This is a genomic window from Algibacter sp., assembly GCF_039977455.1.
Taxonomy (GTDB): domain Bacteria; phylum Bacteroidota; class Bacteroidia; order Flavobacteriales; family Flavobacteriaceae; genus Algibacter_B.
Map to the genome: position 1 here is coordinate 128,152 of NZ_JBDWDG010000024.1, position 18,638 is coordinate 146,789.

An 18,638-nucleotide genomic window follows, 5' to 3' on the forward strand; every position below is an offset into this window, starting at 1 on the left:
TTTAAAACCTTACTTTTATCATGTTTTTAACTTTTTTAGTTATTTATTATATTAATACTATTATCATCGTTGTCCAGAAAATTGCATAGCCTCTCCTTTCCCAAAGCCATAGCTTACGCCAAAAGAAACAAACCGTCCACGCTGTCTACTATTAAATAGATAAAAGTCGGTTTGTGAGGTCGTGGTTTTGCTTATTCTGGAAGCAAAAACATCACGTACACTTAGGTTTAAAATCACTTTGCCTTTAAGAATTTTTTTTCTTAAACCAAGATCTGCATATAAGTTATCTGCAACTTCGGTTTGTATGGTTTTGAATTTAGATTGATAGTCGCCAGATAACTCTAAATCGAAATCTGCTGGCAGTTTAAATTTTGTTGTTAAACTCGCAGACCATTGGTTACCATTAAAATCGAAATTAGTGGTTTCAAAAACACCTTTTCTGCTAAAATAGTTGATGTTAAAATCTCCATTAAATGAAAACCAATTTGCGGGTGCATATTTTCCGTTGGCCTCAAAACCAGTGGTGGTATTCGTACCAATATTTTCAGGAGTAGATATGCTTACATTATTTTCGAATGTTGAAATACGCTCTACAACATCAGTCGTATATCTGTTATACACACTGAAATTTAATGAGGCTTTACCCAATTTATTTATACTTGTAATTTCGTAGGAGTCTGTGTATTCCGGTTGTAAATTAGGATTACCAGTAAATATACTAAAGTTGTTTTTTATGTTCGAAAAAGGGTTTAACTCTCTTAAGCCAGGTCTTCGAATACGTTTGGAGTAGCCTGCTTGAATTGAAAAATCATCGTTTATTTTATAGGAGGTGTGTATACTTGGAAATAGGTTGGTATAATCCTTTCCATTACTTTCGTTAGTGGTTTGCAGCAAAGTACTAAGGTTAGTATGTTCTAGCCTAAAACCAAGTTTAAGTCCCCAAACATCCCCTTCGTAAGCAGCTGTGGTATATACACCTAAAACATTTTGTTCAAAATCAAACACATTGGTTAAATCGGGGTTGTTTACCCATGTGCCGTTTTCTAAATCGCTAACCGCAAAATCATTGGATACACTATTTATAACATATTGAGATCCTGTTTCAATAGTGTATTTCTCTAAAAATGGATGGGTGTAATCTAGTTTAAAGGTATAATCAGATAAGGTGTAATCGGTACGTGTTTTTTGTTTGAAATCTTCATCATCCCCAATAATAATCGTGTTTTCAAAATCTGAAAATTGATCTTTTCTAAAAGAATTTCCCAAAGCACTAAATAGCAAACTTTGGTCGGCATGTCGTTTAAAGCTCTTTTTATATTGTAATTCGTAACGTAATTTTGGATTGTCCGCTTCGGTTAACTCATTTCGTAGCCAGCTATCGGTTATGGTATTGGTAGCGTCCGTTTGATAATAATTTGTTATGGAATTTTGATCTTCAATCTCGTATGCGTAAGATCCTGAAAGGGTAACCACGTTAAAGTCGTTTATGTGATAATCGGTTCCAATTAAAATATTTCCGAATTTTTCATTAAAGTCGCCATCTCCAGTGCTACTAACAGTTATATCATCTTCTAAATCTCGGTTAATAGATTCTGTTTTATTGGGATACGTACGAATACCAAATCCGAATTGGCTAAACAGATTAAATTTTTCCGTTCGCTTGTTAACGCTTAAACCAAAGCTATTGCTGTTAGGGATACCAAAGTTTAACGTCGCAGATCCATTAATGCCACGTTTTTCAGATTTTTTAATAATGATATTTATGATTCCAGATGTACCCTCTGCATCGTATTTAGCTGAAGGATTGGTTATAACTTCAATTTTTTCAATCATATCGGCAGTAATGCTTCCTAGAGCGTTACCATCTGCACTTGCCAAAACCGAAGGTTTTCCGTTAATTAATATTTGAACACCTTGGCTACCTCTTAAGCTAATTTCACCTTCTATATTTACATTTACCGACGGTATGTTATTTAAAACTTCTAGCGAACTTGCTCCGGTGGAGCTTAAATCTAAACCTACATTAAAAACGCGTTTATCTAATTTGAATTCGGTTTGTGATTTTTCGGCACGAATTAAAACTTCATCTAAAGCTTGGTTGTCCTCTAATAGGGTAATAGTTTTTAAATTTATGGTGTTTTTTACAATGTCAAATTGATTAATGGTTTTCGTTTCAAACCCCATAAAACTGACTTCAATATAAAAGTTTGTTTCGTTAGTTTTTAAAGTAAAGTTCCCATCAGGAGAACTTATAGTGCCTGTTAAAGGTTTTTTAGAATCGTTATCAAGTATGGATATGGTTGCATACTCAATTGGGCTTGCATTATTACCTTCTAATACCTTACCTGTAATAATGAGCTGGTTGTTTTGAGCATAAAATTTATGACATCCAAAAAACAGTATTAAAAGTAGGAGAAGATGATTTTGCATAGGTGTTAAAAGAATGATTTATATTACAAATATAAAATATAAAGTAAGACAAGTATATTTGCTAAAGGGGTTTAACATAAAATGATTTGTCAACCTATGTTTTTGGATGTTAAGGACTTGAAAAAACAATAATTATTTATTCTTTTTACTCGCTTTTGCAAGCGGATTGAAAGCTAAACATAAATCTATCCAATACCCCAAATCATCGTCCGTATCAAAACCTTCAGGGGTTACAAAAATATAACCTTTTATAGGTCTTCCAGTAAAATCCATGGGTAAGCATTCTGGCTTTTGTAATTCTTTTTCATAGGCCTCTAAACCAATACGTACCATCATTAAACTATCGCCATATTTTTTGTCGATGTGTATACCACATAACATTTTATCATTAACCTTAAAGCATAGTCCTCCCATCATTTTAAGTTCTGTAAAATGGGTGTGTTTATCTTTTAATTGCTGTCTTATTCTATCTGCGAGAAATTCATCATAGGCCATGGTAGAATGTTTTTAGTTTGTCTACTGTTTTCCGAATTAAATTATAAACAAATGTGTTTGTTCTTCCATAATGAAACGCCATAAAACAGACCACAACAATAAATAGAATAGCCCCAAAAATGGCTGTTTCAGGTTCTAAAGATTTATTTAAAAAGCGTTTTAAACCATACCCAGTATAACTACCGTAAAGCAATATAAAATGGATTACATATATAGATAGTGTTTTTTCTCCAATGCGTGTAATTATAGATTGTTTTAAGAATTTTTCGAAAGCATAAAAAACACCAAATAATATAAGTACATTTCCAAGCCTGGTAAACAGGTAGTTGTAATTAGCGCTCATTTTAAAAAGCGTAATATTAGTTATTTGGCTAAGTTTAGTGAGGAATAAAGATGAAAAATAAATAAGAAAGCTACCTATAACAAAAAAAGAAATTATAGTACTTATTTTAAACTTGTTGCGGTGCACATGCCTAAAAAACACAGTTGAAATAAAAGCGCCAAATGCAGAATAACCAAACCACGGTAAAATTGTAAATATAGAGCCATTGGTTTTGGTGATATAATTTGCAATAAAATTCGGGATGCTTTCTAAAGTTATGCCTCTATAAAGAGGTTCGGTAACAAAACAGACGCATCCAATAGTAAATAGAACTATTGAAAATATGTAGGTGTGTTTTTTTAAAAGGCAATGAAGTCCAACTAAAAATAATAAGGATAAGCCGATACATTGTAAAACATCAATAACAAGAAAATAGGAACTGAAATAACCATTAATCCAGTTAAAAACATTAATTCTAAGGCTATATCCAATTAGGAGAAGAAGAAGGCCTCTAAATAATCCTTTTTTTATTCTGGGTTTATCATCGCCTTTAGCATAGGCACGAAGTAGCAAATAAGCAAAAACCAATCCTGATATGGTGAAAAAAGTAGGAGCTGTTATACCTCGAAAATAAGCCCAAACATTATAAATAGCATTTGATTTATCCCTATAAGCGGGCGCTAATAAAGTATCTATAAAATGACCTTGAAGCATCATTAATATAGCAAATGCTCTAACAGCATCTATAAAGTATAAGCGATTGGTTTGCGCCATAAATGGGTTTGCTTTTATAAATATACTTTTAAATATTTGAAATGAAAGTTAGTAAAGTAATATATTTATGAAATGATATAAATAAATATGGAACAACTCATAAAAACATTTTCTGATTACGCTTGGGGATTGCCTTTGGTTTTATTACTTATTGGAGGTGGTTTTTACCTTTTGGTATTATCTCGATTTTTGCCTTTTCGGTATATTGGGCATGCTGTTCAGGTGCTTAGAGGACAGTACGACGACCCAAACGATCCGGGGCAAATTTCACATTTTAAAGCTTTAACTACTGCTTTATCTTCTACTATTGGTATGGGAAATATAGCCGGAGTTGCCGTTGCGATTTCGGTTGGTGGCCCAGGAGCTATGTTCTGGATGTGGGTAAGTGCAGTTGTTGGAATGTCTACCAAATTTTTTACGTCTACCTTGGCGATTATGTATCGGGGTAAAGATAGCGCTGGTGAGTTGCAAGGTGGTCCCATGTATTTTATTCAAGAAGGTTTGGGTAAGTCTTGGAAACCTTTGGCTATTATGTTTAGCCTTTTCGGAATGATTGGCGCGTTGCCGGTTGTTAATGTTAACCAATTAACTCAAGCTATAAACGATATTATTTTAAGACCAAATGGGGTAGAGGTAGGACTAAAATCAAATCTTATTTTAGCAGCTATACTTGTTGGTTTAACCTCTATAATTATACTTGGAGGTTTAAAGCGTATTAGTAGTGCAGCTTCAAAAATGGTGCCTTCCATGGTGTTGCTTTATTTTGTTTTAGTGCTATACATATTGATATCTAATTATGACGTGGTACCTAAATATTTCATTATGATATTTATTGATGCCTTTGCATCAGATTTTTATAAAGGTGATGCTTTTCTAGGCGGTGTTTTAGGCGCCTTAATTTTACTAGGAATTCGTCGTGGTGCATTTTCAAACGAAGCAGGTATTGGAACAGCGCCTATGGCACATGGTGCAGCTAAAACAGACGAGCCTATTCGAGAAGGTTTAGTTGCTATGTTAGGACCAGCAATCGATACTCTAATAGTATGTACATTAACGGCCTTGGCTATTTTAGTTACAGGTGTTTGGGAAACAACGTCTAATAACGGCGTAAGTTTAACCGCTTCAGCATTTAATCATGTTATGCCCGGTTATGGTAAATATTTGCTAATGGTTTGTGTGTTTATTTTTAGTATATCCTCGCTGTTTTCTTATGCTTATTACGGTAGTAAATGTTTAGGGTTTTTAATAGGGGCAGATAAAAAACACTATTATAATTACATGTATATACTCAGTATAATTATTGCGGCAACAACGCCTTTTAGCGTTATGTTAAACTTAATTGATGGTGTTTTTGCTCTAATGGCAATACCAACTATGGTAGCAACAATAACTTTAGCACCAAAGGTTGTAATAGAAGCTAAAAAGTACTTTAAAACCTTGTAAATGGCGTTATACTAAGCTTAATTGGGTTATAATTTATATGTTTTGCACTTAAATTATAAGCCCTTTGTTATGTCTATTTATAAATTTGATTCTAAACTAAACTAATTTAAAGTAATATGACAGAAAAAGAAAATTCAAAAGCGTATTGGAAAGAGAACATAAGGTATGTTCTCATCTTATTATTTATATGGTTTGCGGTATCCTTTGGTGCCGGAATTATTTTTAAAGAATCACTTAATGCTATAAGAATTGGCGGTTTTAAACTAGGTTTCTGGTTTGCTCAACAAGGTTCAATGTATGTTTTTGTTGTTTTGATTTTTGTATATGTTCGTTTAATGAATAAGCTAGATAAAAAGTATGGTTATGATGTATAGTTTATTAGCAGAAGGTATTGGGGTACAGAATTGGACATACATTTTAGTAGGTATAACATTTACCATATATATAGGTATAGCTATTTGGTCTAGAGCAGGTTCTACTAAGGAGTTTTATGTAGCGGGTGGTGGCGTGTCACCATTAGCAAATGGAATGGCCACGGCAGCCGATTGGATGAGTGCCGCTTCATTTATTTCCATGGCAGGAATTATTTCTTTTAAAGGGTATGATGGAGCTGTATATTTAATGGGATGGACCGGAGGTTACGTGTTGTTAGCATTATTGTTGGCGCCATATTTACGTAAGTTTGGAAAATTCACCGTACCCGATTTTATTGGCGATCGGTATTATTCTAACACTGCCCGTTTAGTGGGGGTAATTTGTGCGCTAATTGTATCGTTTACCTATGTTGCAGGACAAATGCGTGGTGTAGGTTTGGTGTTTTCACGTTTTTTAGAGGTCGATATTAATACCGGTGTTATTATAGGAATGATTATCGTATTATTTTACGCCGTTTTAGGAGGTATGAAAGGCATAACATATACGCAAGTAGCACAATATTGTGTCCTTATTTTTGCTTTTATGGTTCCGGCAATTTTTATTTCTATACAAATGACAGGCAATCCAATTCCACAATTAGGATTTGGTAGTACTTTAGCCGATGGTTCTGGAACCTATTTACTGGATAAACTAGATGGCCTAAGTACCGATTTAGGCTTTGAAGAGTATACAGAAGGTTCAAAATCAATACTCGATGTTTTTGCCATTACATTGGCTCTTATGGTGGGGACAGCAGGTTTACCTCACGTAATTGTTCGGTTTTTTACAGTAAAACGGGTTAAAGATGCGCGTAAATCTGCCGGAATAGCCTTGCTTTTAATTGTGATTTTATATACTACGGCGCCTGCAGTTTCTGTTTTTGCAAGAACAAATATGATTGAAACCGTTTCAAATCAGTCATATGCTAGCGTTCCAGAATGGTTTAAAAAATGGGAAACCACAGGTTTAATAGTCTTTAATGATAAAAATGGAGACGGATTAATTCAATACGTTGCCGATACTAATAAAAATGAGCTAGTTGTAGATAATGATATCATGGTTTTAGCTAATCCAGAAATAGCACAATTACCAGACTGGGTTATTGCTTTAGTTGCTGCAGGTGCGTTAGCAGCAGCTTTATCAACAGCAGCAGGGTTGTTATTGGTTATTTCAGCATCTGTTTCTCACGATTTAATTAAAAAAATGATTAACCCAAAAATCTCAGAAAAAGGCGAGCTTATTGCAGCACGTTTATCTGCAGTTGTAGCAGTTTGTGTTGCAGGGTATTTTGGAATTAATCCTCCAGGATTTGTTGCGGCAACAGTAGCATTGGCCTTTGGGTTGGCGGCAGCATCCTTTTTTCCAGCTATTATTTTGGGCATATTTTACAAAAAAATGAATAAAGAAGGTGCCATTGCTGGTATGGTTGTCGGTACTTTAGCTATGCTTTTCTACATGACAAAATTTAAGTTTGGCTGGTTTGGTGGTGGCACAAAAGCCGATTGGTGGTTTGGTGTCTCTCCAGAAGGTTTTGGTACTATTGCCATGGTTTTAAACTTTGTTGTTTCGGTAGTTATCTTGAAATTTACTCCAGAGCCACCACAAGAAGTTCAGGACATTGTAGAAAATATAAGGATTCCTAGCGGCGCAGGAGAAGCCACTCATTAAAATATTTAGGGCGTTTCCCCCGCTTTTAAGCGGGGGTCAGGCTTTCACTACTCGCTCCTCCCTTGTCGGGAGCTCAAACATGCCGTTCAATCCTTAACGCGGGTTAGTTTGCATTAGCCATTTTCTTAACATTATTTTATAACAATCCAGCTTAATAAAACAGGTAGAATCTCCATTATTTTATTAATTTAGAACACACATTTTTTTTATCAAATTTCTAAACAAAAATCCATGAGTAATTATCACATAAAACATTTAGAAGAATATTATCAAGTTTATAGAAAATCGGTGCGAAATCCAGAAGGATTTTGGGAAGAAATTGCAGAAGAACATTTTCTATGGCGAAAAAAATGGGATAATGTATTAAGCTGGGATTTTTCCAAGCCCGAAGTAAAATGGTTTGAAGGTGCTCAATTAAATATTACAGAAAACTGTATCGATAGGCACTTAACAACAAGAGGTGAAAAAACGGCTATTTTATTTGAACCTAATAATCCAGAGGAGCCAGCACAACATATAACCTACAACGAATTATATAAACGCGTCAATAAATTTGCTAATGTATTAAAAGCACAAGGCATTAAAAAAGGCGATCGCGTTTGTATCTATTTACCAATGATTCCCGAATTAGCGGTATCCGTTTTGGCATGCGCAAGAATAGGCGCTATACATTCGGTCGTTTTTGCAGGGTTTTCTTCAACAGCATTGTCAACTCGTATAAATGATAGCGATTGTAAAATGGTTATAACTAGCGATGGCTCATACCGAGGGGCAAAAACAATCGATTTAAAAGGCATTGTAGACGAAGCTTTAGAGAGCTGTCCAGGAGTAAAAACCGTTTTAGTAGCAAAACGAATTAACACAGATGTAAATTTGGTTTCTGGGCGCGACCAATGGTTGCAACCGCTTTTAGATAAGGCATCAGACCATTGCGAAGCTGAAATTATGAATGCCGAAGACCCGTTATTTATTTTATACACTTCAGGTTCAACAGGTAAACCAAAAGGTATGGTGCATACTACCGCCGGATATATGGTTTACACTGCATACACCTTTAAAAATGTATTTCAATACCGTGAAAATGATGTGTATTGGTGTACTGCCGATATTGGTTGGATTACCGGACATAGTTATATTGTTTATGGTCCCTTAGTAAATGGAGCAACTTCTGTAATGTTTGAAGGCGTGCCAAGTTTTCCAGATTTTGGTCGTTTTTGGGATATCATACAAAAGCATAAAGTCAATCAGTTTTACACAGCACCAACAGCAATACGAGCCTTAGCAAAGCAAGGTTCAGAGCTAGTTGAAAAATACGATTTATCATCTCTTAAAGTTTTAGGTTCGGTAGGCGAACCTATAAATGAAGAGGCTTGGCATTGGTATAACGATAATGTTGGTAAAAGGAATAGCCCAATTGTAGATACTTGGTGGCAAACCGAAACAGGTGGTATTATGATTTCTCCAATTCCGTATTCAACACCTACCAAACCAACTTATGCCACGTTACCGTTTATTGGTATTCAACCGGCTTTAATGGACGAGAATGGCGATGAACTTAAAGGTAATCAGGTAGATGGTAGATTATGTGTCAAGTTTCCTTGGCCATCAATGGCCAGAACCATTTGGGGGAATCATCAACGTTATAAAGAAACCTATTTTTCAGCTTTCGAAAACAAATATTTTACTGGCGATGGCGCACTTCGTGATGAAGTTGGCTATTATAGAATTACAGGTAGAGTGGATGATGTTATTATTGTTTCAGGGCATAATTTAGGAACCGCACCTATTGAGGATGCTGTTAACGAGCATCCAGCGGTAGCAGAGTCTGCAATTGTTGGATTTCCACATGATGTTAAAGGAAGTGCATTATATGGTTATGTCACTTTAAAAGATACTGGAGAAAGTAGAAACCACGATAACTTAAGAATAGAAATAAATCAAATTATAACAGAAAGTATTGGCCCTATAGCTAAACTAGATAAAATTCAATTTACTAGTGGCTTACCAAAAACTAGATCAGGTAAAATTATGAGACGTATTTTGCGTAAAATTGCACAGAAAGATACCGGTAATTTGGGTGATACTAGTACATTATTAAATCCAGAAGTTGTTCAGGAAATTATGGATAATGTCCTTTAGTCTGTAAAACTATAGCTAAGCTTGGTTTTTATTTCGTTATAATAATCAAGTTTAGTTTTTTTATAAATATTCAGTAAATATCTTTTCTGTTTTACGAAGGGTTTAAAGCTATTTTCCCAATAAATACCCCCATTTTAAATTTTTACGCTTGTCCAAACGCGATAGTATTTTCAAAAACACAATAGCTGTAATTAGGGCGTCACCATTAGCCGTGTGCCTATCTACCTTTGGTACATTTAATTCTTCACACAAATCATCCAAGTAGTAATGTTTTTTTGAGCTTTCCTGATATATTATGTGTTTCGATTTGTTGTATAATACTCCAGTATCAATAAATTTATTTTTTAATTTCCCTAAGCCATGTCTAGAAAGCATTTCATTCATCATGGTTTTATCAAAATTAGCATGATGCGCTATTAGGACTGAGTTTTTTATATATTCTAAAAAGGTTTTAATGGCCTCTAGTTCCGATATTTTATCAAAGTCACTAGATTTCATGATTTCATGTATTTTAACAGTGTCTGGGTTAAAAATGTCTTGTTCTAAATATAATTCTAGGCTGTGGTTTACAGGGATTGTTTTGTTTACAAATGCTACAGCTCCAATAGATAGAATTCTATCATTTTTTCTGTCGAAACCGGTAGTTTCGGTATCAAAAGCTACAAAACGTGTTTCGCTAATTGCTTTTTTTTTGTAAACTTTAAAATGTTCGAGGTAAGCTATCCAGAAATCAGGATATTCTTTTTTACGTTTTTTAAACCAATTAATCATATAAAGTTTTTTAAATCAAACCTATGTATTAAAACTTTTTGAATTTCTTGAATAGGCTTAAAGCAGCGTCTTAGTTTTAACTTTTCTTCTTTAGTTAAGGTTTCTAGGTTAATAAATTTACCAGAATTATTATTTAATAGCCCTTGTTTGGTTTTAAATTTAGAAAGGGCCTTAAAAGCATAGGAGCAAGATTCGTATAACTCGGCGTTTTCAGGTTCTAATTGTGCTAACTTTTCAAAGCGTTCATAGGTGTTGTTTACGCCTTTTATTTGTTTGTTTAAAATGAGTAGTCTGGCCGCATCTACCAAAGGCATAATGGCTCTACTTTTTATATTGAAAAGCTCTTTTTGTTCACCATTTTGTTCAATTAAAAATTGTTTAAAAAAACCAAGAGGAGATGGGCTTTTTACAGCATCTCTCCCAAGAAAATTATAAAATAGCGAGGCCTCATTTAAGGTGTTAAAAATAGTATCTGTAATCTTATCTGTTAGTTTGGTATTGCCATAAACAGCGTTATAATCAAAAAACACAGAGGATAGTAATATCGCTTTTTCATCAGGATTTAAAATCCAAGTTTTAAACTGTACTTGCCATTCCGAAAGGGATTTGCACCACTCTGGGTTGCTAGCCATCATATCGGCTTCGCAATATTCAAAACCTACTTTATTAAGTGTTTTGTTTACGAGTTTTGCGAGTTCTAAAAAATAAGCTTTAGTTTCAGGATAATCTTTTTTTGAAACATTCTCAAATATTAAAGCGTTGTCTTGATCTGTAAAATGTAATTGTTCACGTCTGCCTTGACTTCCTAATGCTAACCAAGAAAAGGAAACAGGTGGAGGTGTAGGCATTTTTAAAATAGCCAATTCAATAGCCCTAGTAGTTACCGCATCATTAATTTGAGAAATTAGTTTAATAATATGTGATAATGGGATATTTTGGTCTAAGTAACTTTTTAATAATCCATTGGCTTTATGTCTAGCAGCTCGTAGTTTTTTAGTTCGTTTTGCTCTTTTTATATCCTTTAATATTACGGTAGGATTGTTGCCTAAAGTGGTTAAAACATCATGGTGAGTTAATACGCCTATTAATTTTGAATTAATCGTACCATCTTTAGTTATACATAAATGACCAATACTATTTTTAATCATTTGTAATTGACCGTCGGCTACTGTTAAGTCTTTTTTTGCAGTAATTACAGGCGAACTCATTATTCGAGTCACTTTAGTTTCAATAGGAAACAGACCTGTTGCGATTTTGTTTTTTATATCACTGTTCGTGATAATTCCTACGGGTTTTTTAAGAGCGTCAATAACAATTATACAACCTATTTTATGAGCGCACATTTTTTTTGCGGCACTTTTTAAGGTTGATGTTGTACCACAAGTAATAGGTGCTTTAGTGTAATTTGCTGTTTGAAAACTTACAACATCCTGAGAGTTACTAGGGATGTAATCGACAAAGATTTTGCCAGCTTGTTCAGAAGTATATGGTGTGTAATCATTTGAAGCAAAGGCAGTAATTAAATACTTTTGAATGTTAACACTTTTGTCTGTTACCGATTGAAAAATAGAAATTGGAATCGCGTAAATTATAGATTCTTCATTTGCAGTTGCATTAAGGTGGTACGGCGTTTTTGCAATTAAAGCTCGTAAACCAAATAAATCGCCTGTATCATGGATGTTTGTAATTTCATTTACATCTCCATTTTTATAATATAAGCTTATGGCGCCATCTCTAACTACATAAAAGCAATTGTGGTTAATGTCTCCATTTTTAAAAATAGTTTCCCCTTTTTCTAAATAAATAATATTAACCTGCTCTGCTATACGTAATAGGCTTGTACTATTAATAAGGTTAAATGGAGGATAGCGTTTTAAAAACTCACTAATCCGTTCTGCAATTGAATTTTTCATGAAAGTTAAATTACTTTTAAATAAGTTTAAAGTCTAAAAGTAATTCGCCTTCAATTGAAGCCTGTAAATGGTCGCCTTTAAAATTTTGACCCGCACCACTTGCTGGGGTCCCTGTAAAAATTAAATCACCAGGTTCTAAAGTCATGTAATTTGAAATAAAAGTGATGATTTCAACAAAATTATAAATCATATCACTAGTATTTCCTGCTTGTACTTCCTTTCCATTAATCATTAAACTAAAGTTAATGTCGTTAATGTCAGAAAAATTAGAAACCGGTTTAAAACCATTTATTGGTGATGCACCGTCAAATCCTTTGGCTAATGTCCATGGCCCTTTATTAGCTCTCGTAGCATTTAAAACATCTTTGGCTGTGTAATCAATACCAATACCAATTTCACTAATATAAGAAGCAGCATCACTTTCTGGAATTTCTTTACCAGATTTTCCAATTTTAGCAACTAATTCTACTTCATAATTCAATTGGTTAGTAATTTTAGGAAAAGGAATATCTTTATTATTAGTTACTAAAGTACTTTCAGCCTTTAAAAAAATGACTTGATCTCCTGTTTTTAAAGCTGCAATTTCACTCTTATCATTTATATAGTTTTTACCAATCCCAATTATTTTCATAGTCTAGTTGTATTAAAGTTTAATTGTAAATGTAATAATTAGTCCATAATAAATTTATACAAAGTTAAATTTAGCATAGAAATAACCAGGTTTTAAAACGAATGAAGTCGTTTAAAGTAAATAAAATAAGGTTGTTAGTAGTTTCTAAAGCGTAGCTTTATACAAACAAATAATATTAAGGAAAAATCTAAAGGTTCAAAAAAGAATGTTAAGAAGGAGCTGGTTTTAACTCCTCAAGAAAAAAAAGCTAGATAACTGTGAAAAAAAGCAAGTAGAACATAGTTAAATCTTCTATTTGTTAAGAACTAAAAACCATTCATTTTGAGGGGTTTTTTAATTTTAAGTTACTCTATTATATCAATCTATAATGCTTAATTTTGCGTTCTATATTATTTTAAAATAGTTATGCAGCACCTTAAAGAATCTTCAAAAAATCAAAATAAAACCAAGCCGAAAGTAACTATGGCGCAAGCCTTTAAAACTATTATTTGGCCAAGACGAAAGTTAGTTTTTATTGGGTTAATTTTAATAGTAATAAGAAGTTTAGCAGGTTTGGTATTGCCTTGGCAAAGTAAGGTGTTACTTGATGATGTCGTGCCAAGTAAAGATGTTTCGCAAATTTATACTTTAATAGGTATCGTAATAGCGGCGATAACGGTTCAAGCAATAACGTCCTTTGCGTTAACAAGAATTTTAAGTGTGCAAGCCCAATATTTAATAAGCGAACTACGTGCTCAAGTACAGAAAAAAGTATTGTCCTTACCCATTAGTTTTTTCGATAATACAAAGTCTGGCGCATTGGTGTCCCGTATTATGAGTGATGTTGAAGGGGTTCGTAATTTAATAGGAACTGGTTTGGTGCAATTAGTTGGAGGTTCGTTTACGGCTGTCATTTCATTAATTATTTTAATTAAGTTAAATCCTTGGATGACCCTTTTTGTGTTTGTGCCACTTTCTATATTCGGGTTTATTGCTTTAAAAGCTTTTAAATATATTCGACCTATTTTTAGAAAACGCGGTAAAATAAATGCCGAAGTAAAAGGTAGACTAACCGAAACTTTAGCAGGTGTTAGGGTTATAAAAGCCTTTAATGCCGAAGAACAAGAAAATATTGTATTTGAAAAGGGTGTAGATAAATTGTATCAAAATGTAAAAAAGAGTTTAACGGCTACGGCTTTTATGACGAGCTCTTCAACGTTTTTAATAGGTGTTGCAACCACCGGAATTATGGGTATTGGTGGTTATTATATGATTTTAGGTGAAATGACCACGGGTGAATTTTTATTCTTCACATTAATACTTGGTTTTATGATTGCCCCCATTGTTCAAATGAGTAATATTGGAAGTCAGTTAACAGAGGCTTTAGCAGGATTAGATAGAACGGAAGAGCTAATGAATATGACTGCTGAAGAGGATAATGTAAGTAGGACCATTCAGCTTGAAACTTTAAAAGGCGATGTCGAGTTTAACGATGTGTCTTTTGCTTATGAAGCAGATAAAGAAGTACTTCATAATATTAGTTTTAAAGCACCTGCAGGTTCTGTTACAGCATTGGTAGGGAGTTCAGGTTCTGGAAAATCTACTATTGCAGGTTTATCGGCTACATTTTTAAATCCAAATTCGGGACAGGTAACTATTGATAGTCAAGATTTATCAAAAATAAACCTGAATAGCTACCGTAAATATTTAGGGGTTGTGCTTCAAGATGAATTTTTATTTGAAGGCACTATTAGAGAAAATATTATGTTCCCTAGGCCAAGTGCTTCCGAAGAAGAATTACAAAACGCGGTAAAAGCGGCATACGTAAATGAATTTACAGATCGATTTGATGATGGTTTAGAAACTTTAATAGGAGAACGAGGCGTTAAACTTTCTGGAGGACAGCGCCAACGATTAGCTATAGCAAGAGCCATTTTAGCAAACCCAAAGATTGTTATTTTGGATGAAGCGACTTCAAATTTAGATACCGAAAGTGAAGCTTTAATTCAGAAAAGTTTAAATGAATTGGTTAAAGATAGAACCACAATAGTTATTGCTCACAGATTAAGTACTATTAGAAAAGCGGACCAAATTTTAGTTATCGAAGCAGGTCGCATTGTTGAAAGAGGTACTCATGATGAATTAATTAAACTTAATGGCAGGTATTTCGATTTATATACCTATCAAGCAAAAATTTAAAACAGGTGAAAGTAACAGATTTAACATCCAAAGAGTACAATCCGTTTTATGAAACTTATATATCTAAAGTTTCAGGTGAAATCAGCTTAATTGAAGGTTTTATGAAGGGGAAGATTCAGGTCGAAGATTTCTTTAAATCTATTCCTCAGGATAAATTAGAATATCGATACGCCGAGGATAAATGGAGTATTAAAGAGGTTTTTCAGCATATAATAGATAACGAACGTGTTTTTATGTATCGCTGTTTTAGGATTGCAAGGCACGATAAAACACCATTGACAGGATACGAGCAGAACGATTATATCTTACCTTCTGGAGCAAACAAAAAAACGATATCAAGTTTAATTGAGGAATATCAAGTGGTGCGTCAAAACTTTATAGTGCTTCTTAAAAGTTTAAGCTCCCAAGATTTGGAAGTAATAGGAACGGCGAGTGGTAGTGCCATGTCTGCTAGGGCTGCAGCCTTTATAACCATAGGTCATGAAATTCATCATATTAATATTATAAAAGAACGTTACCTATAAATAGATTAGACGCTAACAACCTTCAATTTGCTTTTTATCATTAGAAAAACGGATAATGATAGCAGTCCAAAAACTGAAAATCCAATAAATAAAGGAAGCACTGAGGTCTCTACAAAACTACCTATATAATTGGCTATGGGAACAGCTAAAACGGTAGACAAAAAACCATTAATAGCAGCTCCAATACCTGCAATATGCCCTAAAGGTTGCATGGCTAAAGCTCTTAAATTTCCAAAAAGGAAACCCACAGCAAAAAATTGCATGGCAAAAAAGCTTAATAATATATAAATACTTGGGTTTATTCCAGACCAAAATAAAATAACGTACAGCACCGAAATTAAGGTGTAAGCTATACACGCATAATAAGCTAGCCTTTTCATGCCATATTTTACAACTAACTGACTATTTAAAAATGTGGAAACACCTATAGAAATAGCTAAACTCGCAAAAATATAAGGGAACATTTCTGCTAGATTATATTGTTCTTGAAATATTTGTTGAGACGTACTTAAATACACCATAAAAGATCCGGTAATAAACCCGGAAATTAGTGTAAAAGCGATAGCTTCTTTGTTTTTAAAAAATTCTTTTGTGCCATTTACATATAGGTTTGATGAAAACTTAATGCGCTTCTCTTTGGCTAGGGTTTCGGGTTGTCTTATCCAAAACCAAATGACTATCAATAGACCAAAAATTAAATTAAAATAGAAAATAGATTCCCAATTAAAAAAGTTAATTAATAGCTGTCCTAAAGTAGGGGCAATTACAGGAACTAAAAGGAAAAACATAACAATTATCGAGATGATTTTTGCCATATAATCGCCTTGAAATTCGTCTCTAACCATAGAAATACTTATTGTTCGTGCAGTAGATAGCCCAAAACCTTGCAGGGTTCGTCCTATTATCATCCATTTAAAGTCTTTGGTAGAAATACAAATGAAACTAGCAATAAAAAATATTACAAAACCAACGTAAACCAGAGGTTTTCGTCCAAAACTATCCGATAAAGGTCCTAAAATTAATTGACCAAAGCCTATACCTAAAAATATCATGGTTATTAGCAATTGGTTATCTTCTGGATTGGTAACCCCTAAAGAAGCACCAATTTGTGGTATAGCGGGTAAAAGCGCATCTATGGCTAGGGCTACTATAGACATTAATGAAGCCATTAAAGCTACAAATTCAAACTTGAAATTTTGGGGTTTATTCATGCTGCAAAAATAGAAGAAATTTAACCTTTTATTAGCTTAAATACGTCTATTAATACAATATTAACATTGTTAAAATGGATCCTTTTTATTAAGTTAAAAGAAAAGATAAATAATTGTTTTAGTTCAGATTTATGTATATTTAGTAAAGGCAATAAATATTTGAAAACCAGTCGTTTTTTTAAAGAATTGCGTTTTGAATTAATATAAATAATGATACTGCAATTTAGATGAAAAAGTTAATTATCTTCAGTTTTATATGTACCATTTTCTTTATAAATGGTTATTCTCAAAAAGTCAGTAATGAGGTTATTTCTCAACAAATCATTCAATATAAAAATGATGTTAGAGGGCCTTATAAAGACATTCGTTGGTTTTGTAAAGATGGCAGTATAAGACAGCCAAAAGACCCTTGTCCTGATAATATTGGTCCAGGAGTGCAGCATGCGCGTTATAAAGATGCTGTGGAGCAATTGGCAAAAACCAACAACCTTTATTTTGGGCAAATTTTAGCTTATTCCGATAAGGATGACTTTTGGGATGTCAATAATTACCATTCTAGACTTAAACAATATCAGTTAGATAAGTATTTGCGAGCTATTGATAATGGTTGGATTAACGAGAAAGGACAATTCTACAGAGGGGCCATTCAGTCTGAAGATGAAGAGGCTTGGGGGATCGATTTTTATAAATGGCTTTTAAAAAGCGATGAAAATTTAAAAAAGAATTATTTTTTAATTCGTCAATCATTAAAAGACATTCCGCATAATGGCGATGATAACTTATCACAACTTATGCGAAGTCAATCAAAAGTGATTTCAGATGAATTTTTGCCTTTTATGGACTTGCGTGTTAAAATTCATGGTCAGCCAGAATTCTCGGATATAGCAAAAGTAAAATCGTTTAAAGAAAAATATAGTTCCAAACTATCTAATAATCAAGTAGCCAAGATTGATGCGTTGGTTATAACTATGTCTAAGTTTTATAAGCCTATTGATATTAAAACGTTGGTAGATAAAAATGCATTGTATAAAAGTACAGCTATTGGCGAAAAAATATCAGGATTTGTAAATATGCATGATTTTGATACACCTGCGCAACAATTAATTCCAGAAACAGCTGAATTAGTATTAGCAATTAGAGAATCTCTTTTAGATGAAAAACGGCCTTTAGCTCGATTACAGCTTTTGGATTTATCGGTAAAATTGGAGGAAATTATTTTTAAAACAGCACCCCAATGGGAACCAAAAAACGTTCAAGACATGCTTAATAAAGTTTGTTATTTAGGAATGGCCACTGCAGGTTCAGGGTATCTAGAGTTATCAGAATGGGATAATATTAACCTAAAAGCACCTTTTGAAAGTGATGGGGATTTAACTTTAAGTGAACTAACTAATACCTTAGAAAATGCCCGTAGTTTAGTGGAGTGGAGTGCTTCTATGGTAAAAGCTAACTATCAACATATAGTGGATGTTTACACGGCTTTTGAACCGAAAGCATATGGGTTTATCGATGATAAAATTAGAGGGTCTATTGCATTGCAACTTGGAGAAAGTGTTGGAGAATTAGGCGATTTTATTGCAAACGAATCTGCTTTAACCAATAAGGTTATGGATATTTCAAACCAAAGTTCATTCAGAGGGTTAAATCCTGGTTATACCTTTGGGGAATTGGTTGTAGTTGATGGTTCCCCTGATGCCATAGAAGTAGAATCCGATCACATTTATA

The 18,638-nt window shown here is 33.6% G+C and carries 13 protein-coding genes and 1 pseudogene; 7 read left to right on the plus strand and 7 right to left on the minus strand.

The window, feature by feature from the left end:
- Positions 1-63: 63 nt before the first annotated feature.
- The 3 genes from ABJM36_RS12810 to ABJM36_RS12820 form a co-directional block, all read right to left on the minus strand.
- Complete coding sequence (locus ABJM36_RS12810) at positions 64-2,430, minus strand: TonB-dependent receptor (protein ID WP_348451892.1); 2,367 nt, start codon at positions 2,428-2,430, stop codon at positions 64-66.
- Between the two features lie 132 nt (positions 2,431-2,562).
- Complete coding sequence (locus tag ABJM36_RS12815; protein ID WP_348451893.1) at positions 2,563-2,925, minus strand: TfoX/Sxy family protein; 363 nt, start codon at positions 2,923-2,925, stop codon at positions 2,563-2,565.
- Positions 2,915-4,021: a heparan-alpha-glucosaminide N-acetyltransferase domain-containing protein gene (locus ABJM36_RS12820; protein WP_348451894.1), complete on the minus strand. Its 1,107-nt coding sequence runs from the start codon at positions 4,019-4,021 to the stop codon at positions 2,915-2,917. Before ABJM36_RS12820 ends, ABJM36_RS12815 begins: the two co-directional genes overlap by 11 nt.
- Before the next feature lie 87 nt (positions 4,022-4,108).
- Between ABJM36_RS12820 and ABJM36_RS12825 the strand changes: the two genes are divergently transcribed.
- The 4 genes from ABJM36_RS12825 to acs all read left to right on the plus strand — a co-directional run bounded on the left by ABJM36_RS12825 (position 4,109) and on the right by acs (position 9,685).
- Complete coding sequence (locus ABJM36_RS12825) at positions 4,109-5,464, plus strand: alanine/glycine:cation symporter family protein (protein WP_348451895.1); 1,356 nt, start codon at positions 4,109-4,111, stop codon at positions 5,462-5,464.
- Between the two features lie 116 nt (positions 5,465-5,580).
- On the plus strand, positions 5,581-5,838 hold the full coding sequence (locus ABJM36_RS12830) for a DUF4212 domain-containing protein (RefSeq protein ID WP_348451896.1): 258 nt from the start codon (positions 5,581-5,583) through the stop codon (positions 5,836-5,838).
- Between the two features lie 16 nt (positions 5,839-5,854).
- Positions 5,855-7,546: a sodium:solute symporter family protein gene (locus tag ABJM36_RS12835; protein WP_348451906.1), complete on the plus strand. Its 1,692-nt coding sequence runs from the start codon at positions 5,855-5,857 to the stop codon at positions 7,544-7,546.
- A gap of 231 nt (positions 7,547-7,777) precedes the next feature.
- Positions 7,778-9,685 carry an acetate--CoA ligase gene (gene acs, locus ABJM36_RS12840; RefSeq protein ID WP_348451897.1) on the plus strand — a complete coding sequence of 636 codons (1,908 nt, stop codon included), beginning with the start codon at positions 7,778-7,780 and terminating at the stop codon, positions 9,683-9,685.
- Positions 9,686-9,793: 108 nt separating this feature from the next.
- Here acs and ABJM36_RS12845 read toward each other — a convergent pair whose 3' ends face one another.
- From ABJM36_RS12845 to ABJM36_RS12855, 3 genes are read right to left on the minus strand one after another with little or no spacing between them, the layout of a single operon-like run.
- Positions 9,794-10,456: a 3'-5' exonuclease gene (locus ABJM36_RS12845; RefSeq protein ID WP_348451898.1), complete on the minus strand. Its 663-nt coding sequence runs from the start codon at positions 10,454-10,456 to the stop codon at positions 9,794-9,796.
- Positions 10,453-12,369 carry a DUF294 nucleotidyltransferase-like domain-containing protein gene (locus ABJM36_RS12850; RefSeq protein ID WP_348451899.1) on the minus strand — a complete coding sequence of 639 codons (1,917 nt, stop codon included), beginning with the start codon at positions 12,367-12,369 and terminating at the stop codon, positions 10,453-10,455. Before ABJM36_RS12850 ends, ABJM36_RS12845 begins: the two co-directional genes overlap by 4 nt.
- A 16-nt stretch (positions 12,370-12,385) precedes the next feature.
- Positions 12,386-13,000 carry a fumarylacetoacetate hydrolase family protein gene (locus ABJM36_RS12855; RefSeq protein WP_348451900.1) on the minus strand — a complete coding sequence of 205 codons (615 nt, stop codon included), beginning with the start codon at positions 12,998-13,000 and terminating at the stop codon, positions 12,386-12,388.
- Between the two features lie 405 nt (positions 13,001-13,405).
- Here ABJM36_RS12855 and ABJM36_RS12860 point away from each other — a divergent pair, with 405 nt between their 5' ends.
- Both ABJM36_RS12860 and ABJM36_RS12865 read left to right on the plus strand, forming a co-directional pair.
- Positions 13,406-15,178 (plus strand): ABC transporter ATP-binding protein, encoded by a 1,773-nt coding sequence (locus ABJM36_RS12860; RefSeq protein WP_348451901.1) that lies wholly within the window; start codon positions 13,406-13,408, stop codon positions 15,176-15,178.
- A 5-nt stretch (positions 15,179-15,183) separates the two neighbouring features.
- Entirely contained in the window at positions 15,184-15,702 is a 519-nt protein-coding gene (locus ABJM36_RS12865; RefSeq protein ID WP_348451902.1) for a DinB family protein, read from the plus strand.
- A gap of 5 nt (positions 15,703-15,707) precedes the next feature.
- Here ABJM36_RS12865 and ABJM36_RS12870 read toward each other — a convergent pair whose 3' ends face one another.
- Positions 15,708-16,913, minus strand: coding sequence for a multidrug effflux MFS transporter (locus ABJM36_RS12870; protein ID WP_348451903.1), 1,206 nt, complete (start codon positions 16,911-16,913; stop codon positions 15,708-15,710).
- A gap of 227 nt (positions 16,914-17,140) precedes the next feature.
- On the opposite strand from ABJM36_RS12870, the pseudogene ABJM36_RS12875 reads away from it, so the two are divergent.
- A pseudogene (locus ABJM36_RS12875) lies at positions 17,141-18,638 on the plus strand (phosphoenolpyruvate synthase); the annotation flags it as partial.